This window comes from Vibrio sp. 10N.261.51.F12 (assembly GCF_041471725.1).
Classification (GTDB): Bacteria; Pseudomonadota; Gammaproteobacteria; order Enterobacterales; family Vibrionaceae; genus Vibrio.
Genome location: NZ_JBFROV010000012.1, coordinates 106,992 through 131,839 on the forward strand (window position 1 = coordinate 106,992; position 24,848 = coordinate 131,839).

General features: G+C 43.7%; 28 protein-coding genes. 12 read left to right on the top strand and 16 right to left on the bottom strand.

Annotated features, from left to right (window positions below; all coding sequences use genetic code 11):
- Positions 1–35: 35 nt before the first annotated feature.
- The 6 genes from AB4405_RS06590 to AB4405_RS06615 all read right to left on the bottom strand — a co-directional run bounded on the left by AB4405_RS06590 (position 36) and on the right by AB4405_RS06615 (position 4,589).
- On the bottom strand, positions 36–2,738 hold the full coding sequence (locus tag AB4405_RS06590; RefSeq protein ID WP_372060145.1) for a replication endonuclease: 2,703 nt from the start codon (positions 2,736–2,738) through the stop codon (positions 36–38).
- Complete coding sequence (locus tag AB4405_RS06595; RefSeq protein WP_372060146.1) at positions 2,738–2,923, bottom strand: hypothetical protein; 186 nt, start codon at positions 2,921–2,923, stop codon at positions 2,738–2,740. The genes AB4405_RS06590 and AB4405_RS06595 overlap by 1 nt, the downstream gene beginning before the upstream one ends.
- On the bottom strand, positions 2,920–3,462 hold the full coding sequence (locus AB4405_RS06600; RefSeq protein WP_372060147.1) for a DNA methyltransferase: 543 nt from the start codon (positions 3,460–3,462) through the stop codon (positions 2,920–2,922). The genes AB4405_RS06595 and AB4405_RS06600 overlap by 4 nt, the downstream gene beginning before the upstream one ends.
- 10 nt (positions 3,463–3,472) lie before the next feature.
- Positions 3,473–3,880: a hypothetical protein gene (locus AB4405_RS06605; protein ID WP_372060148.1), complete on the bottom strand. Its 408-nt coding sequence runs from the start codon at positions 3,878–3,880 to the stop codon at positions 3,473–3,475.
- Positions 3,877–4,170 carry a hypothetical protein gene (locus AB4405_RS06610; protein WP_372060149.1) on the bottom strand — a complete coding sequence of 98 codons (294 nt, stop codon included), beginning with the start codon at positions 4,168–4,170 and terminating at the stop codon, positions 3,877–3,879. Before AB4405_RS06610 ends, AB4405_RS06605 begins: the two co-directional genes overlap by 4 nt.
- A gap of 68 nt (positions 4,171–4,238) precedes the next feature.
- Positions 4,239–4,589, bottom strand: a complete 351-nt coding sequence (locus tag AB4405_RS06615; protein ID WP_372060150.1) for a hypothetical protein — start codon at positions 4,587–4,589, stop codon at positions 4,239–4,241.
- A gap of 210 nt (positions 4,590–4,799) precedes the next feature.
- Here AB4405_RS06615 and AB4405_RS06620 point away from each other — a divergent pair, with 210 nt between their 5' ends.
- Positions 4,800–5,264, top strand: coding sequence for a hypothetical protein (locus AB4405_RS06620; RefSeq protein ID WP_372060151.1), 465 nt, complete (start codon positions 4,800–4,802; stop codon positions 5,262–5,264).
- A 14-nt stretch (positions 5,265–5,278) separates the two neighbouring features.
- Here AB4405_RS06620 and AB4405_RS06625 read toward each other — a convergent pair whose 3' ends face one another.
- From AB4405_RS06625 to AB4405_RS06635, 3 genes are read right to left on the bottom strand one after another with little or no spacing between them, the layout of a single operon-like run.
- Positions 5,279–5,818 (bottom strand): phage regulatory CII family protein, encoded by a 540-nt coding sequence (locus AB4405_RS06625; RefSeq protein WP_372060152.1) that lies wholly within the window; start codon positions 5,816–5,818, stop codon positions 5,279–5,281.
- Positions 5,819–5,827: 9 nt separating this feature from the next.
- A complete protein-coding gene (locus AB4405_RS06630) occupies positions 5,828–5,971 on the bottom strand; it encodes a hypothetical protein (RefSeq protein ID WP_372060153.1) in 144 nt (47 codons plus the stop codon).
- Positions 5,968–6,168, bottom strand: a complete 201-nt coding sequence (locus AB4405_RS06635) for a Rha family transcriptional regulator (protein WP_372060154.1) — start codon at positions 6,166–6,168, stop codon at positions 5,968–5,970. Before AB4405_RS06635 ends, AB4405_RS06630 begins: the two co-directional genes overlap by 4 nt.
- 193 nt (positions 6,169–6,361) lie before the next feature.
- Here AB4405_RS06635 and AB4405_RS06640 point away from each other — a divergent pair, with 193 nt between their 5' ends.
- The 6 genes from AB4405_RS06640 to AB4405_RS06665 all read left to right on the top strand — a co-directional run bounded on the left by AB4405_RS06640 (position 6,362) and on the right by AB4405_RS06665 (position 11,904).
- The gene (locus AB4405_RS06640) at positions 6,362–6,970 is read left to right on the top strand and encodes a helix-turn-helix domain-containing protein (protein WP_372060155.1); all 609 of its coding nucleotides are present in this window, start codon (positions 6,362–6,364) and stop codon (positions 6,968–6,970) included.
- Positions 6,971–7,031: 61 nt separating this feature from the next.
- Entirely contained in the window at positions 7,032–8,615 is a 1,584-nt protein-coding gene (locus AB4405_RS06645) for a DUF4041 domain-containing protein (protein WP_372060156.1), read from the top strand.
- 206 nt (positions 8,616–8,821) lie between these two features.
- A complete protein-coding gene (locus AB4405_RS06650) occupies positions 8,822–9,997 on the top strand; it encodes a hypothetical protein (RefSeq protein WP_372060157.1) in 1,176 nt (391 codons plus the stop codon).
- On the top strand, positions 9,984–10,337 hold the full coding sequence (locus tag AB4405_RS06655; protein ID WP_372060158.1) for an STAS-like domain-containing protein: 354 nt from the start codon (positions 9,984–9,986) through the stop codon (positions 10,335–10,337). The genes AB4405_RS06650 and AB4405_RS06655 overlap by 14 nt, the downstream gene beginning before the upstream one ends.
- A complete protein-coding gene (locus AB4405_RS06660; protein ID WP_372060159.1) occupies positions 10,330–10,857 on the top strand; it encodes a hypothetical protein in 528 nt (175 codons plus the stop codon). Before AB4405_RS06655 ends, AB4405_RS06660 begins: the two co-directional genes overlap by 8 nt.
- Positions 10,858–10,860: 3 nt before the next feature.
- Positions 10,861–11,904, top strand: coding sequence for a tyrosine-type recombinase/integrase (locus AB4405_RS06665; RefSeq protein WP_372060160.1), 1,044 nt, complete (start codon positions 10,861–10,863; stop codon positions 11,902–11,904).
- A 228-nt stretch (positions 11,905–12,132) separates the two neighbouring features.
- Here AB4405_RS06665 and AB4405_RS06670 read toward each other — a convergent pair whose 3' ends face one another.
- The 4 genes from AB4405_RS06670 to AB4405_RS06685 are packed head-to-tail and all read right to left on the bottom strand — an operon-like array spanning position 12,133 to position 16,216.
- A complete protein-coding gene (locus AB4405_RS06670; RefSeq protein ID WP_372060161.1) occupies positions 12,133–13,044 on the bottom strand; it encodes a L,D-transpeptidase family protein in 912 nt (303 codons plus the stop codon).
- On the bottom strand, positions 13,044–14,453 hold the full coding sequence (phrB, locus tag AB4405_RS06675) for a deoxyribodipyrimidine photo-lyase (RefSeq protein ID WP_372060162.1): 1,410 nt from the start codon (positions 14,451–14,453) through the stop codon (positions 13,044–13,046). The genes AB4405_RS06670 and phrB overlap by 1 nt, the downstream gene beginning before the upstream one ends.
- 31 nt (positions 14,454–14,484) lie before the next feature.
- Complete coding sequence (locus tag AB4405_RS06680; protein WP_372060163.1) at positions 14,485–15,273, bottom strand: MerR family transcriptional regulator; 789 nt, start codon at positions 15,271–15,273, stop codon at positions 14,485–14,487.
- Positions 15,263–16,216 carry a DUF523 and DUF1722 domain-containing protein gene (locus tag AB4405_RS06685; protein WP_102469578.1) on the bottom strand — a complete coding sequence of 318 codons (954 nt, stop codon included), beginning with the start codon at positions 16,214–16,216 and terminating at the stop codon, positions 15,263–15,265. Before AB4405_RS06685 ends, AB4405_RS06680 begins: the two co-directional genes overlap by 11 nt.
- A 329-nt stretch (positions 16,217–16,545) precedes the next feature.
- Between AB4405_RS06685 and deoD the strand changes: the two genes are divergently transcribed.
- On the top strand, positions 16,546–17,256 hold the full coding sequence (deoD, locus tag AB4405_RS06690) for a purine-nucleoside phosphorylase (RefSeq protein ID WP_102469579.1): 711 nt from the start codon (positions 16,546–16,548) through the stop codon (positions 17,254–17,256).
- 64 nt (positions 17,257–17,320) lie between these two features.
- Complete coding sequence (locus tag AB4405_RS06695) at positions 17,321–18,859, top strand: lactate dehydrogenase (RefSeq protein ID WP_372060164.1); 1,539 nt, start codon at positions 17,321–17,323, stop codon at positions 18,857–18,859.
- 23 nt (positions 18,860–18,882) lie between these two features.
- Here AB4405_RS06695 and AB4405_RS06700 read toward each other — a convergent pair whose 3' ends face one another.
- Positions 18,883–19,767 carry a DMT family transporter gene (locus AB4405_RS06700; RefSeq protein ID WP_372060165.1) on the bottom strand — a complete coding sequence of 295 codons (885 nt, stop codon included), beginning with the start codon at positions 19,765–19,767 and terminating at the stop codon, positions 18,883–18,885.
- Between the two features lie 117 nt (positions 19,768–19,884).
- Between AB4405_RS06700 and AB4405_RS06705 the strand changes: the two genes are divergently transcribed.
- The 3 genes from AB4405_RS06705 to kdgR all read left to right on the top strand — a co-directional run bounded on the left by AB4405_RS06705 (position 19,885) and on the right by kdgR (position 22,456).
- Positions 19,885–20,259, top strand: a complete 375-nt coding sequence (locus tag AB4405_RS06705) for a DUF3302 domain-containing protein (RefSeq protein ID WP_102469582.1) — start codon at positions 19,885–19,887, stop codon at positions 20,257–20,259.
- A 3-nt stretch (positions 20,260–20,262) separates the two neighbouring features.
- On the top strand, positions 20,263–21,393 hold the full coding sequence (locus AB4405_RS06710) for an HlyD family secretion protein (RefSeq protein ID WP_102469583.1): 1,131 nt from the start codon (positions 20,263–20,265) through the stop codon (positions 21,391–21,393).
- Between the two features lie 274 nt (positions 21,394–21,667).
- On the top strand, positions 21,668–22,456 hold the full coding sequence (kdgR, locus tag AB4405_RS06715) for a DNA-binding transcriptional regulator KdgR (protein WP_372060166.1): 789 nt from the start codon (positions 21,668–21,670) through the stop codon (positions 22,454–22,456).
- A 537-nt stretch (positions 22,457–22,993) separates the two neighbouring features.
- On the opposite strand, the gene AB4405_RS06720 is transcribed toward kdgR, so the two are convergent.
- On the bottom strand, positions 22,994–23,635 hold the full coding sequence (locus tag AB4405_RS06720) for an RpiB/LacA/LacB family sugar-phosphate isomerase (protein ID WP_102469585.1): 642 nt from the start codon (positions 23,633–23,635) through the stop codon (positions 22,994–22,996).
- A gap of 128 nt (positions 23,636–23,763) precedes the next feature.
- On the bottom strand, positions 23,764–24,525 hold the full coding sequence (kduD, locus tag AB4405_RS06725) for a 2-dehydro-3-deoxy-D-gluconate 5-dehydrogenase KduD (RefSeq protein ID WP_102469586.1): 762 nt from the start codon (positions 24,523–24,525) through the stop codon (positions 23,764–23,766).
- Positions 24,526–24,848 lie beyond the last annotated feature (323 nt).

A 24,848-nucleotide genomic window follows, 5' to 3' on the forward strand; every position in this document is an offset into this window, starting at 1 on the left:
AACTCTTTACGTAAATAGTTAGCCTTTGCACACCCCTACCCCAACGGCCATTCCCCTTCCAACTCTGGGAAGTACGAAAGGTCGGGTTGTTGATAGTCATCTTCTTTCGGTTGGGTGAATGTTTCATCCCACCCTTCAAAATCCATCCAACTTAGGTTGTCTGCTTGCGTTCGGCTGACTTCAACCAGCTGCGCTGGGCGTTTGTTGCCGCGGTCGTCTACCTCCGCTGGGCGAATTTGAATACTTGTCTCGTTATCTACCTTTAATGAACTGCCTTTTAGCAGTGCGGCCAGTGCCGACTCATCTATATTCGGAGGCGCCTTACTCTTTTTCATCTTCGGTTCGAATAATCTAATTAGCTGATCGCAGACCTGTACTTTTTGGGGGTCCGTACAGTTATTGACAGAACTCCGAGAGGAGCCAGAGGCTCCAACAGCAGTCGCTTCGCTCCCAAGAGCACACGCTTCCGCACCGTCTATCACCGTAGATTTCTTGCGAATGGTCCAAACCTTCGTACGGGTTTTCACCGTATCTTGAGGCGTGCTAAAGCCCTCTATCTTGCGTACGTCTTCACCATGGGGTGAAGCAAACGGCAGTACTTCGTATGAATTGGTGATCAGCAAGTCATCACGTTTCACAAATGGGCCACCCTGCCCCATGATGTAACCCATCCAATCGCCAGTATCCGCTGCTTTAAGCGTGTTGCTGACGGTAGGTTCATCTTCTGTTTTTAACCTCGCCTGGTAGCTGTTACCAATCGCTTCCATCAGCTCTGGTTTCGAGATCAATCGGCTTGGTTTAATAGGGCCGACCAAATCACGCATTAACATGGAATACAGCGTTAGTAGGTCGACACGTTGCTGCATGTACAAATATTCCATAAAGGCTTTTTTGTTTTGGTTTGCGAAACGGCGCAGCTCTCGGTAAGTGGTCACCGGAGCACCACCAAAGAATTGATACTGGCGAATACACCAACGGCTTTTCCATGCCGTCACGTTTCTGGCCATTTCCTTTACGGGCTTATCCACTTCATCCGACAGATCATCATCCATGGCATAGCCATCAATATTTTTTGAAATATACTTGGCAATGTAACCAGTGGCCGTCCCCTTCTCTGGGTCGATAAACCCAACATCGCAGCGCGGTTGATAGTCGATATTTAACGTCGTCAAACCCTGTCGATTTATCGGCCATAGTTGAACCGATTCAGGCAACTCTACCTCTGGCCTAAACTGCTTTAATGAAGATGGAAAGTGATTAGCGTAGATCTTTTTATAGACTCGGAAAGGGTTGGAAAACTCGCGTTCTTCCACATAATTAATGGCATCAAACGGCAAGCAAGGTTTGGCTTGAGTAAGCTCTTCTTTGTCGAACAGCACCGCATAGCGAATGAATATGTCTGTCACTTGCAAAGCATCTGTTGGCTTTACCCAAATCAGCATGTGCCAATGGGGCGTGCCGTCGTGATGTGGTTCGGCAACACGTACCCCAAACCAACGAATTCCCTTACGGCCTAGCTTTGCTCGAATGCGTTGCCATATGTTATTCAAGTAAGCCTGCGTTTCTTTTGGGCTGGCACCATTCCAGTGATTGATGAAGCCACCTTTTTTATAACTACTATGGTATTTAGAAGGCGCTGTTAGTGTTAGAAATAGCCCTTGTAAGCCAAGTTCGTTGCCAATGTCTTCGCACCCACGGCAACGGGCCATGAGTTCATGTCGCCGAATCGCAGGGTTTGAGATACTTTTCTTAACCGTATCCCACATTCCCACTACTTCTTCTGTCTCTTCATCAAAGAGCTCAGATTGCTTCATGAATTCGTAATTACGCTTTTGCTGCTCTTGGTGCTCACGAATACAATTCCAACTCGCATAGGGGGACGCCTTTGCAGACACCTGCCCCATAGCAATCGCTAAATGCTCGCGCATAATTTTACGAATCGCCCACAAGCGCCCAAACCACCACTTTTCATCAATGAGTTTAGAGACATCTTGTGCAGCACTTATCGCGGTTTGTTGTACGTATTTACGGGGGATTTTCACCCCAAATTGTTGCGCGAATTGGGCAAGTTTTTCGTACCCTTCCACCTCAAGAATGAACGGGTCATTTTCAGTGCGCTGTTCATTAATGGCATCAACATCGAGCTTCGCCAGCTGGTCGCCAATATGCTGCACCTTGGCGATCACAATCTTACCGATTTTGAAGGCCATCTCTTTCACTTCATCCGATTCTAACTCGGCAAGAATACGGCTTTTCACTGGCTTGCGTGTTTTCTCTGCCTGCTCAAAATCAAACCCCATTTGAGGGTGCTGAACATCAAGATCACTTTGCTTAGTGCTGCTCAATTCTTCACTGAACAAAGCAATCTTTTGTGTGGTGGGAAGTCGTTTGTATTGCTTCAAAACCAGCAATACTCGTTGCTTCGCTGGCATCAGCTTTTTATTTATGAATGTGTTGGCTACCTTGCGCCCTTCTTTTTCAAAAATACGCGTATAGCGAGTAGCAAAGTACTTGGTTAAATAGGCAGGAACGTTTTCGAATTGCTGTGACGTCCAGTGATAATCATCTGGGCTTGTGTCGTAAAGAATACGTTGAATAACAGATAAATCGTCTGGCTCTACCTGAACAGGTTGAAAGCCATGAGGAATACAAGCATTCCCCCCATCAATTGGTGAAAGGGGGGAGTTATAAGGAAGGTCGAACCGTTCTATTTCGACAGGTTCGGTTAGGTAACCCACTAACATTCATCCATGAAATCTGCTGGGTTACGGGTGATTTTAAGTTGTACTTGAATCGTGTCTTTACCAGAAAGCAATGTTCCAAGTAGTACCTCGTTATCTGGGTGGTGACCTTCCAACATTTCAGTCAGTAAGGTTTGAATATATTCCGGTGCTTCGGCAGCCACTTTGATTGCTTCACTCATGCCGCCACCTCATGCCCTGCGGAAACAATATGGCTCAAACCTTGAGGCATATCGAAACGGTTACCGTTATCCCAAATGAACCAGGCGTATTCACACGAATCTGAACCACCACCCACAAAACGTGGGCGAGGCACAATGATTGGGCACTTTGGCGGAAAGCCGATTTCGAACCAGAAAGGAAGGCGCTTTTTTGAACCTAAATAGTTCACACGTTGTAGGTATGCCATAGTGCCGTTTGGTGCTAACTCACTTAGGCTCTTGCGAATGAATTCCTCCGTTAGTGAAAACGGAGGGTTAGTAATGATCACGTCTTGAGTGCCAAACTCAGTAGTGAGGTAATCAATACCCTTTTCGATTTCAGCAAATGACTTTTGGCTCTGTGGCAAAGCTATCTTGTCGAAGATCGCGCCTGTACCGTAACAAGGTTCTAAAAACTTGTCCGTTGGGCGAAGTGCCAACTTAGCCATAAGCGCATCAACAACTTCTGGCGGCGTTGGGTAAAGTTCGCGTGGCTGTACTTTTCCGTTTGTTGAACTCATGACTTATCCCCTATTCCCCAATCACTGCCAAGCAGTACTTCTCGAACTGAAAAAGTGCTTCGTCGTCCCAGTGGCCTAAGTCACGTAGGGCGAGCATTTCAATAAACAGGCGGCGGTTGTTCATATCTAGCTGTGACCAATGGTGTAGCTGTGGTTTCGCGTTCTCACTTTGGCAAGAGCGATACCAGCTCACGTAGTGATGCGCAAAGAAGACACAAGCGCGGTCGCCTTGCATGGCTTGTTTGATGTCGGCCAACACACCTTCTTGTGGTCGATGGGTTTGAACGGGGGTAAGTTTCTTCGCAATAGCATCGAGTTGGATGAGCATTTCATGCTGCTGCTCAGTGCTGCTGTTCTCGAACCTTGCCGAAATTTGCTCAAATGACGTATTGAATAGATGGATTTCAAAATCACTCATGCCACTTCCTCCGCTTCTTTTTCATCGCGGATCTGTGCAACTCTCTCAATAATCTTGTCTTCAATGGCGAGTAAGTCTTCTAGTGCTTCTTCGCTATCAAGCAACACTAAGTTGTATGCGTGATGAGTGGTGTTCTCTGAAAACAGGATGATATTCATCAACTTCATTTTTGATGAATACTCGATTCGAATGCTCAGCACGTCTGAACAATCTATGGCTAAGGCATACAAACTATTGATAGTGGATAAGATCGCTCTCTGAATAGCGACTTTTGATAAGGTATTGTTCATCTTCTATGCTCCTACGCTAAGACGAAAAAAACGCCCCCTTTCGAGGGCAAAGGACACTGGCTAGGGTGTTAATTGGTACTGCTGAACTGGTAGTGTTTTAGGCGGCGGACATCGCCGAGTTTCTTATCAAATCCCACCACGATTTCTTTTAAGCACTGCATTCCGGTGCGGATTTTCTGCAGCTCTAAATCATTGAAAGATTCAAAACGTCGTTGGTAGTCTTTTGCGGGTAAGCCGCCAGCTATTAGCACTAGGCCGCGAGTTTTATCCGGCATATTGTTGAACACCTTTTTCAACTTACGACGCGTCGCTTCACCGTTAAAAAGGGACTTACAAGCCGCAATGCTTTCCAATGCATTAGGGGCTGTGGGCTGCGCAATTTGCTGTTGTTTAATTTGTTCTCTTGCTAGCTGACTCATAAATCCTCCTTGGAATATGGGCGCTGATTTTAATATCCAGATCAGCAACTGGTTGTGTAGAAGTGCGACCCAATACACGGTAGGATAGTTATTGCGATCCAATAACTAAGTAGGAACTAACATGGGAAACCCAGATAAATTTAAAGACCATCGACCACCTAAACCAACTCCTCCAAAAGAGGACCGTAAATAACGCAAAGGACGACAAAAATGACGCGACATGATCAAGAGTTCCAAGTTGAATACGCTTACTGGCTTGAACACATGCTTAATACGTTTTGGCGCCGAGTAGATGCATGCATCAACATCGCACTTATCGTACTGGGTACATCGATTGCAGCTACGCTGAACATCGATATTTTCATTGGCTTGAGTGTCGCGATACTGGCTGCAATAAATGTTGTTATTCAGCCATTGCGCAAAGCGATATCCGCAGATACTCAAGCGAATAAATACAGTGAAATACTGGCCACAATGCATACACTCAAGGACAACGAGCTTGGTAACCACATCGCTGCGCTCCGCGAAACCAACAGTGAACAAGTTGGTATGTTGATCCCACTGGCATTCAATCGCGCGGCTATTAAGATGCAAATGACGCCTAACTATGAATACACATTGGTCAACAGAGCAGCAGGTCATTTCATCGGCGACACTCCTACAAATAAGGTCTAAGTTCATAACCTCTCCTAACCCAAACCTGGGATTGCTGCACCGTTGGCAATAAAGTCCACGCCCATGCTTAACATTGGGGAAACGCCTGAAGTGCGGTTTTCGATATCGTTGATAAGAAGCACAAGGTTGCCGATGCCAGCTTGTGCTTTTTTAATGAGTGACTGTTTATGAGTGCGTGATAAACGTGGGCCATTGCCGTGTTGCAATGCCCAAGTAGACAGTTCGCCAGCATTGGTGCTGTGCGTGAGCACTCTTTCTACAATGCTTTGCGCGTGTTCGGCGCTTTCAATGGGGGCGGTGACAACGTCTAGCCCAAGCAAAAGACTATTGATAAGGGTGTAGTTGCCACTCACTTTAGAAATGGCGACCAGTTCTACGGGTTTTAGAACATGGGGCTGATCAGGATTCAGCTTATTGCGAAGCATACCGGGCTGCATTTTTAGCTTTCTGGCGATCGCTTCCATGTTCTCTTGTCTCGCGAATGAGAAACAAGCCTCGTCAAATGACTTTTGTTTGGACTCACAGAATCCGTACATTGAGTTGTTTGCGTCCATAGCCAATACTCAAATGAAGAAAGGGACGAAAACGAATAGCCAACCAACGACATTGAGCCAAATTGGGCATTCGTTTGGATAGCTTTCTTCCCAAGACTCACTTTGCGATTGCAGCAAAGTGGGTTTGGTTTTAAGGGTGGTGAGAAAGCTCATACTTCTTGCTCCGCAGAACGCTCGAACACTTTCACTAAGTTGATGAGCACGGAGCCTTTCTCGCCATGTTTAGGAAGAATTGGGATTTCGCCACGGGCTATTGCCCTATCAAGTGACGATGTAGACCAGCCAGTACGTCTAATAAACTCTTTTTTCGTACAAAAAGGTGCGTCTAACGCTATTCTGAGACTTGCCATAAGTGGTATCCTACGTGTTTGAGATTGTTTTTGATGCTCAATGATGAGACATGGAAGCATTTAATCGTTTACAAGCTTAGTTTTGATCTCAAATACGACCCAGTCAAGAATAAATCCAATTTAAGACCTCCTTTACTGAAGTTAAGGTCGAAAACAAGATCTAGATCGAATTTACGATAGGATAAATCGAAAAATGAGCAGAATCCCAGCGACAGTGCCCCCTTTTGATTACTTAGGTGGCCGCGAATTCACAGAAAAGCTTAAAGAAGTAACGGGGTGCCATAATTACAACCTACTTGCTGATTACTTTGGGATCCCAAAATCGACCTTATTAACTTGGCATACACACAACAGGACAGGTTTCGAGCTGATTATTCGCGAGCATTTGAAGTCAGGAGCATCAGTTCGGTATATGGCGCTTGGTGAAGGTGAACCTTTCGAAGGTGAACATACTGATTCTGTATCGACTGAAAGGATGCAGATATCCAAATTGTTGGATGGCGTGTTGGTAGAAAGTGGCAATATGGCGATAGACCAAGCCACTTTAGAACGCTTTAGCTTAAAAGCGTCACTGACTCAAGTGGTTGAGGATGATGCTGGTATCTATTACATCAACCAAGAATCAACCGACCCTGTAACAGGCGACTACCTAATTGATATTGATGGGCGCTTGTCGATCAACTACCTGCAACGCTTACCAGGCAAAAAACTGGCAATAGCGTTCGGTGAATCAACTGTCGAAGTTGCAGAAGAAGACATTAAAGTTCTAGGCCGAGTGGCTATGGAAATGAAGAAGAAGTAATTCAAATTACTCTACGAAAACTCAACGTCTAACAACATTACTTAAAGGCTAAGGTATAACTATGAATTCTGGCTCTATTATTGCTCTCGTTATTTTCTTTTTACCCTTGTTATTACTTCTAATTACTTGGGTACGAGGGAAGAGTAAACGAAAAGCATTCGAAGCAAAGCTTGCAGAAGCTGACAAATTAATCGAACAGGGTTTTGCTAAAGCGGCAGAGCTTGAAGCAGAACGAGACGGCCTCACCACCAAATACAGCCCTATATTAGATATAGAAAAACACGCTGCCGAGCTACTTGATGAAGTTGAGGAAGATGCTGCCTCTAAACGTGATATGGCTTTAAAGCTAGTCTCTGATGCAGAAGTCGAAGCAGAAGACATTCGACAAGAAGCCAAATCTTTACGTTCAGAAGCAACACTTCGCGTCAAAGATTCAAAAGAAAAGGCTGAAACCATTAAGAATGACGCTCGTGAAGAAGCGTCGAAAGTCATTAGCTTCGCACAAGCTCAGGCTAAGGAAATTGCAGGTGATGCCTATGAAGCTAAAGCCAAAGCTGATTCCTACGAGAAAGCTATCCGTGCAATGCGAAATACCATTGATGGTTACAAAGATGATTACATTATTCCCAATCATTCCGTACTCGACGACTTGGCCGATGAGTTTGGGCATAAAGAGGCAGGCGAAGAACTAAAAGCATCTCGAAAACGCATTAGAGAAATGGTGAAAGATGGTCATGCTGGCGCATGTGATTATGCTGAAATGAACCGAAAAACATACGCTATTCACTTCGCTGTGGATGCATTTAACGGCAAAGTAGACAGTGCACTATCGAAAGTTAAACATGACAACTTTGGTAAAATTAAACAAGAAATCATCGATGCATTCGCTCTCGTCAATCATAACGGAGCCCCATTTAGGAATGCTCGTATAAACCAAGAATTTTTAGATGCTCGCCTTACTGAATTAAAATGGGCAGTTGCTACATTTGAATTGCGGAAAATAGAAAGAGAAGAACAAGCCGAAATCAAAGCACAAATTCGTGAAGAAGAACGTGCTATCCGTGAGATGGAAAAAGCACGAAAAGAGGCAGAGAAAGAAGAACGACTCCTCCAAAAAGCACTTGAAAAAGCACGTTCTGAACTTGCCGACGCCACTGAAGAACAAAGAGCGCAGTATGAAGCTCAATTAGCAGAGCTCGAAACAAAACTGCATGAAGCAGAAGAAAAAGGCCAACGTGCATTGTCTATGGCTCAGCAAACCCGCCGTGGGCATGTTTATGTCATTAGTAATGTGGGTAGCTTTGGAGAAGAAGTATTTAAGATTGGTATGACTCGCCGATTAGAGCCAATGGATCGAGTTAAAGAACTTGGTGATGCATCCGTCCCATTCTCGTTTGATGTTCACGCAATGATTTACAGCGATGATGCACCAACTCTAGAGAAAGAACTTCATAGACGTTTTAACTTACAGTCAGTCAACAAAGTCAACCCGCGTAAAGAGTTCTTTAAAACAACTGTATCTGAAGTTAAACAAGCGGTTGAACAGCATGGTGTTTCTGACGTTTATTGGACATTGAAAGCAGAAGCCGCTGAATACCGTGAAAGCTTGGCTATTGAAAAAGACCTGCAAGTAGAAGTTGCTTAATTATCCGTTAGAGTGGTTGTAAGATCACTCTAATATAGTGCGAAATATGACCTTAGTTGAACTTTAACATCCTAGTACCAAGAATTTAAGTGCCCCTTTTTAGTATCCTTTAGAGTTTAGTTGGGATGTTTATCAGGTACAAAGATTGGTAATAGCGTTCGGTGAGTCTACCGTCAGAGTTACAGAAGAAGACAGATAATTCAGATATGAAAAAAAACTTACAACAGCTAGATCGAGAAAACGCGAAAAGGTACTTGAAACCTCGTAGTTCATCTAAAAAGCCCCAATCAATATTTGCTGGTATTGGCATTAAAGAGCTATCTAAATCTCAAACAATTAATACATTATTTGGTAAGCCTATACTCCCTGTCCCTAAGTATTTGGACCTTTCAATCGACGGGTTCTCAGATGAATTACTTATATTCTTTACTTTATTTGAAAACTTATTGACAGAACACAGCCATATTTATTTGTCGTTCAAAGAAACAAAAAAAGTAAGACTCCCAATGTTTTTAATGATAGTTTCGCTTCAAGAGAAATATGGAGCAAAAGTATCAATTATCTGGGCTGAGTCTGACCATAAATCCGTCAATAGATCTATCATAGAAGCTGGTGCTTTTGACAGCGCAAGTCTACGTAGATCAACTCTCTTAGATAGTAGTGATTCTCGAATCCCAGTAATCAGCGGAAGTAATGCAGAGTTTGTTGACTTCCCAGATGTACTTGTAGATGCCATTCGAGACAAGTACTACGATGGCAATATACCAATTAAAGTAGAAGAAAAAATTTCACAAGCAATCACGGAAACTCTGGAAAACGTCGGACGCCACGCCTATCCTGAGGAGGATAAAGCTATAAACAAAAAATGGTGGCTAATTTGTTCTGTCGGACAATCTGATTATCATTCGGATGATAAATACATGTACTTAGCTATCTATGATGCAGGAAGAGGCATTCCTTCATCTTTTCCTGATAGTCCTGTTTTTCAGAATCGAGTTAGGAAACACTACCCTAAAGAATATGATTCGTTGATTCACGGTGATGTAACTGGTAAAAGTAAACGTAACGCTATTGTAGGACTTGCACGAACAATGAAGTCTTATGTTACGCCCTTTAGGGATATGATAGGGGATTCGGGTCTAATTTACGCATCAATGATGCAAGATCTAACAAGGCTAGACGATGAAGACCACGGTCAAGGCAGTAAATCGATCAAGGATGTCATAACTAACGATACAGACAGTAAGTTGCTAGTATTCAGTAACAAAGGCTGTTATCAATATAATAAGGGGCATAGTGAAGAGCATTCACGAGTTGAACATTCACATGAATTGCCTGGCACAATGCTACAATGGAGTATTAATTTAGATGAGCTCGATTAGAGAAATCAAGTTGGTCGATGAGTTTCACCCTCGTCCTAAAGGAAGATATGCAACAGACGCGCCTGGTTGCGAGCTGACTGCGGGTGAAGTATTCAGAAAAAACATACTTGTCGATGCAATAAGAGAGCACGACAAAGTGATTGTAGATTTAACAGGCTACAATCGATATGGACGTTCATTTCTGGCCGAAGCATTTGGTGGACTGATTTCCAGGGAGCATTTAACTAAAGCTGATTTGGACGCTAAGCTAGTTGTTAAGCACGACACAAATCCAAATTTCATCGACCTCGTCAACGATCGAATTGAAGCGGCAGAAGCAAAGCGTATTCAAAATGGGTAATGGCTTTGTATTTGAATGGGTGTTTATTAGTTGGATAATATCGCTCTTTATCCATCACCATAACGTGAAGCGAGTTGCGATTCTAAATCACAAAGATACCCTTGTTGATGCGCTAACTTCCATATCAGACCTATCATGGCTAAATACTGACGATGATTCTTTCTATCAAGGTGAAAGATATAACACTAAAATTGAAAGTGTTTTTTGGAAACTAAAACAGCTTAATACTCTAGCGTCATGTGAATTAGCCCCTCAAGAAACTTTGAACAAACTGTATGATTTTGATATCGAAGAGTTCGTTGATAAAGATACCAACGATAGCAAACGAGGCTCACTGAAATTCAACCTTCAAGAAACATGTGACACAATAATTAGTGAGATTGAAACTAATCACTTTAACAAAGTGCTAAAACCAAAGACATACATTCTATGGTCTGCTAGACATTCAATCGCAGGGGCTTCATTTGGCCTACTCCTTGTCTACTTATTCATTCAAGTTATGTCCTTTTTATTCAGTTAAGCTATGTCTGTCCGCAATCTAACAGACGGCAACAAAAAGCCATGGCTCTGCGAGTGTTACCCGCAGGGCCGTAAAGGTAAGCGTATTCGCAAGCGCTTCGCCACTAAAGGTGAGGCACTTGCTTTCGAAAAGTTCACCATGCAGGAAGTGGATGACAAACCTTGGCTGGGTGATAAGAAGGACTTACGCACACTTCATGACTTACTTGAGCTGTGGTACAAGCTTCACGGCCAGCACTTAAAATCTTCGGTAAAACTGTACCCTCGCCTCTGCACCATAGTGGAAGAACTGGGGAACCCTTTTGCTATCCAGTTCACGGCCAAAGACTTTGTTCACTGGCGTTCTAGCAGAAAAGCAAAACACAGGCACACGGGGGCGGATACAGGTAAGTTGATATCCGCACCCACCAATAATCTTGATTTAAGATGCTTACGTGCTGTGTTCAATGAACTCATTTCCCTTGGCGAGTGGACGCAACCCAACCCACTGACTGGCGTTAAGCAGATCCCCGTGACGGAATCTGAAATGGGCTTCTTCTCAGATAAGGATATTACTGCGCTTTTTGGCAGGATCAGTAAAAGCAAACGCGCCAAAGAATACGAGCTGGTCTGTAAAATTTGCTTATCTACAGGCGCCCGAATTTCAGAAGCTAATAATCTTCGTGTATCGCAGGTTACTAAATTCAAAATCACATTTCTGGATACCAAGAGCAAAAAGAACCGCACGGTGCCTATCACAGAGAAGCTCTATAATGAACTGGTAGCGTTTGAACCAACGGGCGAAAAGGATAGGTTATTTAAATGCTGCCATCACGGCGTTGCGTTTTTAATTAACCAAACGTTTCCAGACTTACCGGATGGACAGAATACCCACGTCTTTCGTCATACCTTTGCAAGCCGATTTATGGAGGCGGGAGGAAACATTTTGGTACTGCAAAAAATCCTTGGTCACAGTGACATCAAAATGACGATGCGTTATTCCCATTTCTCGCCTGATCACCTCATTCAGGCAGCGGAATTAAACCCCATTTCTAGTTTGGGATTGTAGCCATAAACCTAACGAAAAATGGCGACAAAATGGCGACAGATTTTCTGAATACTGGTCATTATTGAACAATACTGACAAAACAGGCAAACAGTAAAGCATTGAAATAGCTACGGAACCCTTGATTTTACTGACTTCAGGAAATGGCTGCGTATTACACTAAGTAAGCAGCACAAGATAAATAAAAAAACACCCGCTAAGCGGGTGTTTTTTTATGGATGCTGATACGCGTTATTCTAGCGTTTCCATCGGCGGTATTACTTCTACAGGTACACCGTTTTGTGCTAACACAACGGCCTTAGCCACTCGGTCAGAGACACCATACTCTTCGATCCACCATTCAAGCTCCTGCGGTATCGTCATCGCCTTTTTTGTGCCATCACTGCGAGTTAACGGCTCGTGAGCCTCAATGAATACACTTCTGTCAGGCTCCAACGCGACTTTAATCGGCTCGTCAATCACGCGCACTTGTAACCCAACCTTGGCCTGATGAAACAACCAATCGATATCTTTAGGGTCCATGCGAATACAGCCTGCGCTCACCCGTAAGCCAATACCAAAGTCTTTGTTGGTACCATGGATAAGATACGTCCCGGTACCATAAGCTAAACGCATCGCATAGTCCCCCAGCGGGTTTTCAGGACCTGCAGGTACGACTTTAGGTAACTCGACACCTTTTTCTAAATAATCTTTCCTGATTGAATTTGGCGGCGTCCAAGTTGGGTTCTCTCTAAGCTGACTGATCTTGGTCGTCATTTCTGGTGTATCTTGTCCAATACGCCCGATACCAACCGGAAAAATATGCACAATATTCTTCTCAGGTTCAAAGTAATACAACCTTAACTCTGCAAGGTTAATGACGATGCCTTTGTGCTCAACCTGAGGCAGTATGGTTTGACTTGGAATGGTCAACACATAGTCTTGTGGCGGCAAAAACGGGTCGACCCCCTTGTTGGCTGCCATTAAAGACAAAAAACCGACATCGTAGTGCTTCGCGATGTCTGACATTGTCTCACCTTCAACGACACTATGATAATTGATGGTCCCGACAAGGTTACTGCCATCTTCCGGCAGCTCATATGTCGCCGCATTTACCCACTGCGAGAAGCCTAGGCAAGCCGCTAAAATCGTCCTACGATACATCAATGTTGATCCTTTGCTTCTTTATATACGCTTAAGGTTATCTCTCTTTGTGTCTTGTGATCAACTATAGGTTCCGGATAATCTAAACTTTGAAACGATGCCCACTTCCAAGGTTGATGGATATAACGATTGGGCACGTCCGATAATTCAGGGATCCATTGACGAACAAACTCGCCATGGGCATCAAAGCGCTCTCCTTGACTAATCGGGTTGAAAATCCGGAAGTAGGGCTGACCATCGCATCCTGTTGACGCGCACCATTGCCAACCGCCATTGTTGGAAGCCAAATCGCCATCAATAAGCTTTGACATAAAGTAAGCCTCTCCTTGGCGCCAGTCGATGTGAAGATCTTTCACTAAAAAACTGGCGACAACCATTCGCAATCGATTATGCATCCAGCCCGTGGCATTGAGCTGTCGCATCGCAGCGTCAACAATCGGGTAACCGGTCTGGCCAGTCGACCAGCAAGAGAAGTAATCCTGACTTCCTTGCCAAACGAGGTTTTTTTCCCACGGCAGATACCCCTCGTGCCGACTGAGCTTGGGCTCAAAGTGAAGTAAATGTTGATAAAACTCTCGCCAGATAAGCTCACTTAGCCAGATCTCAGCCCCCGCGGAAAGCGCCTCGCCTTTCGCATCGTAATAAAGACGTGCGACACACTGTCTAACGGATAAAGCCCCAATCGCGAGATAAGGACTCAACTGACTGGTCCCGTCTATTGAAGGAAAATCCCTGTCGTTATGATAGTCAGCGACCCTATCGTGGCAATATTCTCTTAGCCTTTGAATGATGTCATCCGTCTCTACAGGCCAATCCTGGCTGCTGACACGTGGGTAACTAAACGGACGAGTTGGTGAAAACTGATGTGGCAACGGAATATCGACAGCCACTGATATCGCCGGTTTTTGTATTACAGGTAGCGTAAACTGCGATTTCCAAGCGTTTTTAAATGGGGTAAACACTTTGAAGTTCTTCCCCTGTTTATTTAAAACCGTACCTGGACGCAAAACACATTTGTCATCAAATGTTATTAATTTTTTACTTATGCTTTTTAAACGAGCGGCCAAATCTAAGGTTCTTTGTATCTCGTTGACTTCATGATCTAAATTCATGAATACACTGTCAATCTCTAACTCTTCGAGCGTATTGATTATCCAGTCGTTGGCAGTATCGAAATCTTCGCACTCGTGATAAAGCAGAGGAATATTCAAAGCGTCGAGGTCCCTGCTCAACACCGTTAAGCGGCGATACACTAGATCGGCTTGAATGGGCGCGAGATCATGTTGCTGCCACTGTTGAGGCGTCGCAATAAACAAACCGACAACCGGGGTTTCCCCATCGATGGCGTTGATAAGTGCCGTGTTATCTACGGTTCTCAGATCACGATTAAACAGCACGAGTTTCTTCATCTTAGTTTCTCTTAATTTGGCTTAAAGGTGATCAGATTAAAAGGTCAATGACTGGCGACACATGGATCTGGGTATCGCGATATTCACGTTGTTCTCGTATCACGGCCAGATGCTTTTCCGACAACGATTTCTCAGCAAACACGTGAACGTGCTGGAAGTTCATCATTATCTCGTCATTGAATAAAGCAGCGATCTCATCCACGCCATCTAAAAATGTCACCGCAATACCCTGTTCAACTAAATTGGCGTAATAAAACCATGCAAACACATTCCCAACGCTGTCCATGTTGATGAGCAAGCATTTGCTTGTTAACGATTTCTTCGATTCAGCTTGAATCATCAACATTAATCGGTTTATCAACGTTGTCCGAAATAGAGCAAGCTGCAAAGAACGCAGCCCTGCTTTAACAAAATCGATCGCGGACAGTACGGGCAACACAAATTGTGTTTCTACAACCGCTAACGGGTATTCTTTCAAAACATAACTAATGATTCGGTCTGTTTTACTGCCATCTAAAAGACTCAACGCTTCGAGTACATGCTCCACTTCGTCAAGTTGAACCGATGTGGTTTGCTCCGTCAGTAACGTATTGGAATCGATCAGTGATTTCACCTTGCCAATGGAAACCCCTTTCGCCAACCAACCTTGTACGCATTTTATCTTTTCGATATCACTTTGCGTGTAGAGTCGGTGACCTTTATCCGTACGCTCTGGCTGGATTAAGTTGTAACGCCTTTGCCAAGCTCTTAGCGTCACTGGTTTTATGCCAGTAATATCAGCCACTTCCCGAATCGCATAGCATGTTTCTTTAGAGGCCATAACGTAACCGCATTTCTTCTGGGTGCGGCTGTAGAAAGCGCTGTTGCGCTAGGTAATCATCTGGGTAGGCCCTGAGGTAATGCTTGATCAATGTGAGCGGTGACAGTAACGGTAAGACACCAGTGCGATAGTCATCAATCACTTGTGATAGCTCACGCTTCTCATCTGCGTTCAAAGACCGTTTAAAATACCCTTGAATATGCATCAGCACATTGGTCACATTCTTTCTACTTGCCCTGTGTTTCAAGCCGTCCATCAACCCCTGACGGTATTGCTGATAAAAATCACTGGGCTCAAGTTCGTTTTGATGTGCGACTAAACGCCCTAATGATTTATAGGCACTCGGGTTATGCGCCATAAGTGTTAACTTGTAACGAGAATGGAAATCAACAATTTTCCCTGGCGTAGGTGCGCCCTGCATGGATTGATAAAAATCATTTAACCCAAAGACTCGAGAAATAAAGTTCTCCTTCAACACCGGATCATTGAGTCTTCCATCTTCCTCAACAGGTAACCAAGGCATTTTCTTCATCAAGTGCTCTGTGTATAGACCCACGCCATTTGTTTTGGCGTGACCGACGGTATACACCTTTACCCTTTCCATGCCACAACTTGGAGATTTAGCGCAAACGATGTAGCCACACATTTCAGTGTCTTCTAACTCTGCCACTTTTTGATGGGTATAAGTCAGCATTCCGTCGGTATAATCTTTCGTAGCGTCCTTCGTTTCAACCAAGCTGATGCGTTCTTCATTAGACATAAGGCGTATGGTTGGCCTTGGTACAGGTAACCCCATCCCAACTTCTGGACACACCGATACAAATGAAAAATAGTCCCTTAGTTCCTTATTCACATAGGTACTTTGTTTATGCCCCGAATCGTATCGTACTTTTTCTCCCAATAAACAAGAACTGATACCCAGCGTGATTGGTTGCTCATCCATTTGCGGTTCCTCGTTGTACAAAAAATGGTTATGTATAAGGAATAGCACAACCTGATAAGTGATACAAAAAAATAATCTGTACAATATTACGAGCGACTCAGCCACAAGTTCACTCTTCAGAAAAATTATTGATGTGTGCAAACCATTCTGCGAGTAAATCGATTGCTTAACAACTTTCAACACATTTAGTTATCATTGTGTGGCTATCTGTAGTTTTCACGAAAAAATGTGATTTAAATCGCATGTGAGCCTTTAAAATACGGGTAGTATTCGTTTTAACAAAGAACGAAGCGTTCAACAGAATTAGTTAAAATATTAGGAGCAATACGATGGCTACCCCTCATATCAACGCAAACCCGGGTGATTTTGCTGAAACAGTCCTGATGCCAGGTGATCCACTTCGCGCTCAATATATCGCTGATACGTTTTTAGACAACGTAGAAAAAGTGTGCGATGTTCGTAACATGTTCGGTTACACCGGTACCTACAAAGGACAACGCGTTTCTGTGATGGGTCACGGTATGGGTATTCCGTCTTGCTGCATCTACGTCCATGAACTTATCAAAGATTTTGGCGTTAAAAATGTAATTCGAGTAGGGAGTTGTGGTGCAGTACGCGATGACGTCAACTTAATGGACGTCGTTATCGGTATGGGAGCTTCTACAGACTCTAAGGTTAACCGTATCCGTTTTAACGATCATGACTTCGCTGCGATTGCTGATTTTGGTTTATTAGAAGAAGCCGTCAAGCAAGCTCGCGGACAAAATGTTCCGGTTAAAGTCGGTAATATTTTCTCAGCAGACCTTTTCTATACGCCAGAAGCCGATATTTTCGACAAGATGAAACATCTAGGTATTTTGGGGGTTGATATGGAAGCGGCCGGTATCTACGGCGTCGCGGCTGATTTAGGTGCGAAAGCGTTGACGATTCTGACCGTGTCAGATCACATCATCCGTGGCGAGAAACTGAGCTCAGAAGACCGTCAAAAATCGTTCAACGATATGATGACTGTCGCGCTAGAAACCGCGATCAATATTTAAGTTTACGAAGCCAGTTCAATGCCTGAAGTTGAACTGGCTTTTTATCAAACCATAGGGGGTGAACGTGTCAGAAGGCAAGTTGCCGCGGGCCGCAAATGGGTTACAGCTCAATTTTTGTAAAACATTGGCGTGTGATAATTTTGGACAAAGTGATGCAAGTTTGTATATTTTGCAGCACAGTAATCCCAAGCGACCTGCGATGGTGTGCCGTGAATGTGGTGCGTTTCCCCCCCTACTTAACAACCAAGAGGTCCTCTCCGAGCTAAAGCGATTGCAATTGGCTCATGATGATGGACTCCCTTGCTGCAAAGATGCGCAATGTGAGCACTTTGGCATGTCCGTTTATACCCATAAGGAGCGTTATCATGCCTTTGGGTTTAGTGGCGATCGTCAGCGTTATCGATGTAAGCAATGCCAAGGCACATTTGTCGATAAGTGGTCGGGCACGAATAAAAAGACCTTGATACAAGAAGCATTACTCGCACTTTTATTTACTGGTTATTCCGTCAGAGAGATTTGCCGAAAGCTCGACATTAACCCCAAAACGTTTTACGACAATATCGACCAAATTGCGAGTCGATGTCGTAGGAAACTTGCCAACATTGATGCTCGCTGGCTGAACCATGCCAGTCACTATGAGCTTGCCTCAAACTATCAAAGTCTCCAAAAGAGCAGTAACAACGGGGTATTTTGGTTTGTCACTTGTGAAGCCAATTCGGGCTATGTGCTATGCCAACACACCAATTACACCGCGCAAACCAAATCTAGTAGTAACCTTGATCATGATGCTTATCAGCAGAATTCACAGTTCTTGCCGAGTAGCTATCAGGCTGAAAATTATTCGGAGAACAAAAGCTTTACTGGGAATGACACAACAAAAGAACACAGCGGTTTCAGCCTCAAAGAGCGAATCGATATTAATTATCAAAATATTCTCGCCAGAAGTAATGTCGAAGACCCCCTTGGTAATTTCTCTACCTTTAACTATCCAAATACTGGGACATTAATTCGAGCGCCGTACACCTCTTACGCACATTATCTACTCATCTCTGAGATGATTGGTGACCAAAAGCCACTCACTATTTATATGCCCCAAGATCCCCTTTTGCGCTCGGCAGCCCTAACCGTCTACCTTGAACGTATCCATCAAAACAATATTGACCTAATGTATGTGTTGCAAGACCCTCACTGGGACAACAGCGGTCAATCAAAAACGACGGATATAGCACTAATGGGTTGGTGGCGGGACCGATGGACCATTGCTCATCAAGACAATGGAGCCAGCAAGGGACTCTGTTACCTATCGGGGAATGATTCTTTCGCTAGTAACGCCGACGTTTTCAGTCATGATAGCCATAACGATAGCTGGTTAAAGACGGCATCTATTCAAAGTGCATTATTTTATCAAAATCGATTCCAATTGCTGTTTGAAAGCTTTATTAACGAGCCAAGGCGAAAATTACGCCCCAACGGCATTATGCCTTTACTCGACATATTCCGAGCTTGGCATAACCTATGTTATCAAGATAAACAGGGGCTCACCGCGGCTCAACGATTAAACATTTGCCAAACCCCAATGACGCTAAAACAGCTACTTGAGTAATAATAAAATTCTGACGTCATCGACTATAGAAAAAATAAAGAAATCCCTAATAGGGCGAATAACGTACCTATCACACTTCGGCGGCTAACCCGCTCTCCCCTTACTGCATAAATAATAAGTATAAATAGTGGACTGGTTGCGATAAGTGTCTGCGCCACTGCTGGGTTGGCGTGTTTTAACGCAATTTGCTGCAACCACAATGCCAGAAATGTTCCGACAAATATTGCCCCAAGCAGCCACGTCCATTGTCGTCGAGACATCGTTTTGCTGCGGGCTAGGATACTAGAAAAAGGTTTTTTCTCTATAAAAGGGATAAATATCACAACAGCCAGCACCCCAATAGTCAGTCGAATAAACGCCCCAAGCAGTGGGGGTAAATCACCTTGTACTAACGCGTAATGGGAAATCACGACCCCAGATGCTTGGCATATACTTGCCACCAGCCCAAAACCAATACCCGCCATATCATTTGCACGGTCTGCCTGAGTGGGTTGAAATACGACGAAAGCAACAGCAACGGTTGTAATCACTACCCCAAGCCAACTTTGTAGTTGCAATGTCACTCCTAAAAAAAGCAGCATTAGCACACCAGAAAGTGGCGGTGCAAGTGACTCTAATAATAAGGTTTTATTCGCACCAATCCGTTTTAACGCCGCAAAATACGCACTGTCGCCAATCGCAATGCCAACGACACCAGAAATCCCCAGCACCCATAAATACTGAGGCTCGATACTCAATGTTGGTGCAGGCATAAGTGGCAAGACCATTGCCATCATTAGCGACGCGATCACACCTTTGATAATATTTAGCTGCAAAGCAGAAAAGTGGTGACTGAACTGACTATAAATCCACGTCGCCAATGCCCAGACTATTGCGGCTCCAATCGCCGATAACTCCCCCACAAACATTAACTCTATCCTTAATTTATTATCACAAACCCATTGATTAACTTACTCATATAACAAATACTTAACCTAACACTGTGCGCCATTCTGGCTAACATCACCTTCAAACAAGGATGAATTATGTTTCTTGATTACTTTGCATTAGGGCTACTGGTTTTTGTAGCACTTGTGATCTTTTACGGAATTATTGTTATTCACGACATCCCTTATGAAATATCAAAAGAGCGCGATCATCCACATCAGGATGCCATACATGTCGCGGGTTGGGTAAGTTTATTCACACTTCATACCATTTGGCCATTTTTATGGATTTGGGCAACATTGTGGCGCAAAGAACGCGGCTGGGGCTTTCATAAGCTCGAAGAAGAGCAGCATGACCTTCATCACCGTTTAGAAAAGCTGGTCGATCAAGTAACGAATATGGAACAAGAAATTAAGTACCTTAAGGGTAAACAAGTCGTGCAACACGCTCAATCTGTGGAAGAGGAGAAGTAATTCATGGATTTATTACTCATATTAACGTATGCCGCACTATGTATTGCCGTATTCAAGATCTTTAAGATTCCACTGAATAAATGGACCGTCCCTACTGCCGTGCTCGGCGGTGTCGTCCTGATTGGTACACTCATTTTATTAATGAACTATAACCACCCTTTTACTCAAGTCGGTGGTCAGTTCTATAGCACAACACCCATTGTTTCTAGCGTTCGAGGTAAGGTCGTTGAAGTCGATGTGATAGCAAATCAGCAGATGAAAAAGGGAGACGTCATGTTTAAAATTGACTCAATTCCTTACGAGGCTGCGGTGATTAAAGCGAAAGCAGCGCTGGCTGACGCGAACCAAGACGTTCTGCAGCTAGAAAGTGATTACAAAGCAGCGCAATCCGATACCATCAAAGCAGTCGCAGAACGCGATAAAGCTTTACGTGAATTTGAACGTTATCAAACGGGCTTTAAGAAAGGTGCCTTTACCGAGCAACAAGTGGATACTCGTCGTCAAACTTACAAAGCAAACCAAGCCTCACTTGAGGCATTTGAGGCCAAAGAAGAAAGCGCAAGACTCGGCTTTGAATCGCAAATTTTTGGAGAGAACACCACCGTAGCTCAGCTAAAAGCAGACCTTATTCAAGCCGAGTTTAACCTTCGCGAGACCGTGGTACTTGCTCCCACTGACGGCTATGTCACTCAGTTGGCATTAAGACCCGGAATGATGGCGGTACCATTACCACTCGTGCCTTTAATGACGTTTGTGCATACCGAAGAGAATTTTTTCGTTGGCGCCTTTAGACAAAATTCACTGCAAAGGCTTAAGCCAGGTTTTGAAGCCGAATTTTTGTTCAGAGCATTACCAGGTAAGGTGTTTAAAGGTAAAATAGTCGAGGTACTCCCAACCATCGCGGAAGGACAAATCAGTGCCAGCGGTACATTAAGAAATTCGCAGACCTTCAACACATCTGGTCGAGCGATGGTCAAACTGGTCATCGATGATGATATGAGCCAATATGTGCTGCCTACTGGTGCCAACGCTGAGATTGCGATTTATTCAGATAGCTTCAAACATGTATCTATCATGCGTAAAGTGCTGATCAGAATGAAGAGTTGGCAAAACTATCTTTATTTAGATCACTAACACATAACCATCTCTCACTCAGTAAGCAAAATGGCAACCTTTCGGGTTGCCATTTTTAATCATTTGGTTGGACTTGCATGTGCAATATCGGCAACGTACCCCTCACACCTTTTAAAACTCCCTCCTAAAGTCAAAGTCAAAGTCAAAGTCAAAGTCAAAGTCAAATAAATATGACAACGATCCTATTGTATTCAATTTTTATAAAAAGGCTTTTTAAAAATAGTGAACAGTGTTAAGTTACATGAATATAACAATCGTAAGCAAAGGAATATCAATGGATAAATCCACACAACCTGAAGCGGTATCTTCAGTGTTAAAAGTGTTCAATATATTAGAGTCTCTCGGTGACCAAAAAGAGATTGGTGTATCTGATTTATCTCAGCGATTGATGATGTCTAAAGCCACAACTTATCGTTTTTTGCAGACCATGAAAGGCTTAGGTTATGTCTCACAACAAGGCGAAGCTGATAGGTATTCATTAACATTAAAAATGTTTGAATTAGGGTCTAAGTCTTTGGAGTGGGTTGATTTAGTTGAACTTGCAGAAAAGGAAATGCGAGTCATTTCTGAAGAAACTAACGAGACAATCCACCTTGGCGCTTTAGATCATGGCTCCATCATTTACATCCATAAAATTGATTCCAGCCATGCGCTACGAATGCATTCAAGAGTCGGTCGCCGTAACCCTTTACACACTACGGCAATCGGGAAAGTCCTGCTTGCTGAACGTGATAACGAATCCATACGTGATGCCCTTGCCGATGTAGAGTTTGTTAAAAGTACGCCCAATACGTTAGAAAATATTGAGCAGTTGATCGATGAGCTAGCGCTTGTTAAACAACAGCACTTTGGCGAAGATAATGAAGAGCAAGAACCAGGGCTTCGCTGCATCGCCGCACCGGTGTATGACCGATTTGGTACCGTGGTGGCTGGGGTGTCAATCTCCTTCCCCACGATTCGCTTCGACGAAGATAAGAAAGAACGTTATGTGCACTTATTGCACGTAGCAGGAAAAAACATCTCCGAACATCTCGGTTTCAAAAATTACCCAATGACACTTTAATCGACACCTATGACCTTAATCGACACCTATGAACTTTAACCGACACCTGATAACGGTAGCCTTGGTTAGAGCTTGAAGATAAAGAAGTAGTCGCCAAGTTACGCCATCTTCGCTGATGGATAACTTCAGTAAAAGCAGCCGAATGTCTATGGTTTCTTTTACTGAGGGCGGCTTTAAATGAGTCAACAACTGCTATTTTACAGCACTAGATATCAGTATTTATATGCATGTGAAACGGTACCTTAGCGCTTGAGCAATTCATTTTTTCGTTGTCGCTCCCCCTGTATTCACGAATAATTGCGATGGTGTAGCGGGTGTCACCGCACACAATCCATTTCTTAGAATTTACGTCAACTTGATAAAAAACATGAGTGCCGTCATTACATTATGGCGTTTGTTTCTGACTCCTTATCAATGACCAATAGTGCACAAATCTATTGGCACAGCCTGTTAGCTAAACATAAAAAAAGAGACACCATTTATCAATGGTATCTCTCTAGCGGGCTCAAATAAGTGTTAAATAAGCAGCACTAAAAACTAGTCGAGAATTGCACGCACGAAGGCTTCAATATCTTTATCTTGGCAATGTTCAAAAAAGCACTGCTGGAATCGCGCACCACTCACTGCCGTTTTAACAAGTTCAGGATCAATCGCTTTCAATGTATCCAAATAGTTTTCTTTAATAACCGCAGCTTTAACATCGGTCAATAGGCTTGCATTTCGTTGTTGTGGTTCCGCACGTTCAAGTGGGTAACCCATACCACGCTCACCGGTTGTGAAGGCTTTTTCAAAGATATAGCGAACGTTAAGCTCCGCGCCCCAACCGTAACCTTTAGCAAAAGCTAAAGCCAACGCGTTACCATTATTGATTTGATTGAATAGGAAAGCATCGGAAGGATCTAAACAGTACCCGCATACAACGCCAGGATGGATATTTAGCGACATCATCGCGCCTTGACCGGTTCCACAACCCGTCACGACAAAATCGACGGCTTTAGAATTGATCAAAACACTCGCCATAATGCCTAAATGAATATACGTTAAGTGGTGGTCATTCTCATCACACATACCCACATTAAAGACCTGATCATCTTGCGTACGCGCAACACTCTCGAGTTCATTAAGAACAACGGCATTCTTACCTGCTTGGCTGTTTTCCATCATTAGCGCGATTTTCATTGGTTTCTCCAAAATTGTCTTGCCACAGAAATTAGTAGTATCACTGAAAGATTAATAAACGTTCTAAAGCTATAAGAAGATGAAAGCCATAGACGTTATAAAAATGGTAAAAGCTATAAGAGGATTAACTAGCGGGCTAGCCATCCTCCATCAACCGCTATGGTATAGCCGTTGACATAATCGGATGCTTTAGAAGCAAGAAAAACACATGGGCCTGCGATGTCTTCTGGCGTTCCCCACCGTTCGGCTGGTATACGAGCAAGAATATCCTGATTTCGTTTTTCATCAGCTTGCAAAGCAGCGGTGTTGTTCGTCGCCATATACCCAGGGGCGATAGCATTAACGTTAATACCGTGCTTTGCCCATTCATTTGCCATCAAACGCGTAATCCCCGTCACGCCACTTTTCGATGCCGTATAAGAAGGCACACGAATACCGCCCTGAAAGGACAACATAGAAGCGATATTAATGATCTTCCCACCTTCTCCTTGGCTTATAAACTGCTTAGCCACGGCTTGAGAAAGAAAGAACACGGTCTTGACGTTAACATCCATGACGTCATCCCAATCTTGTTCAGTAAAATCGAGGGCGTCATTGCGACGAATAATGCCAGCATTGTTGACTAGAATATCGATACGACCGAACCGATTCACGGCTTGCTCCACGATAGAGGACAACTCATCATTCTTCATGAGATTCGCACGAACATCGAGATAATACTGTCCGGTCGCTTCCACTTTTTCTTGAGTTTCAGCAGCATCACTCCGATTAACGCCAACAACATGACAGCCTGCGCTGGCAAGCGCGACGGCCATTCCTTGTCCGAGCCCTGTATTGCAACCCGTCACAATGGCAACCTTGCCCTTTAAACTAAATGAATCGAGAATCATATTGTCGGTCTTCCACACATCGATAAAGTATTAATGTATTACTATTAAGTTATTCATAGCACCTTAACGTGACAATGAGAGAAAATCAATTAAGTGAAATGATGTTTTAAAATTATTTTGACCAAGTTCAAAGATAAATGCGGCCCTTTGAATCCTAATCACTATTTCAGTCATCTCAACAGGCTATATTTTACCATTTACCGTTGGGTGATAACGTGTCGATAAACACGTCTATAAGCGGGTTACTGAGCGAACAAGCGTGGTAGGAAAACAGTAGCGAACTGGTTTAATTCATCTTTATAAAAAAAATGGCAACCACTGGC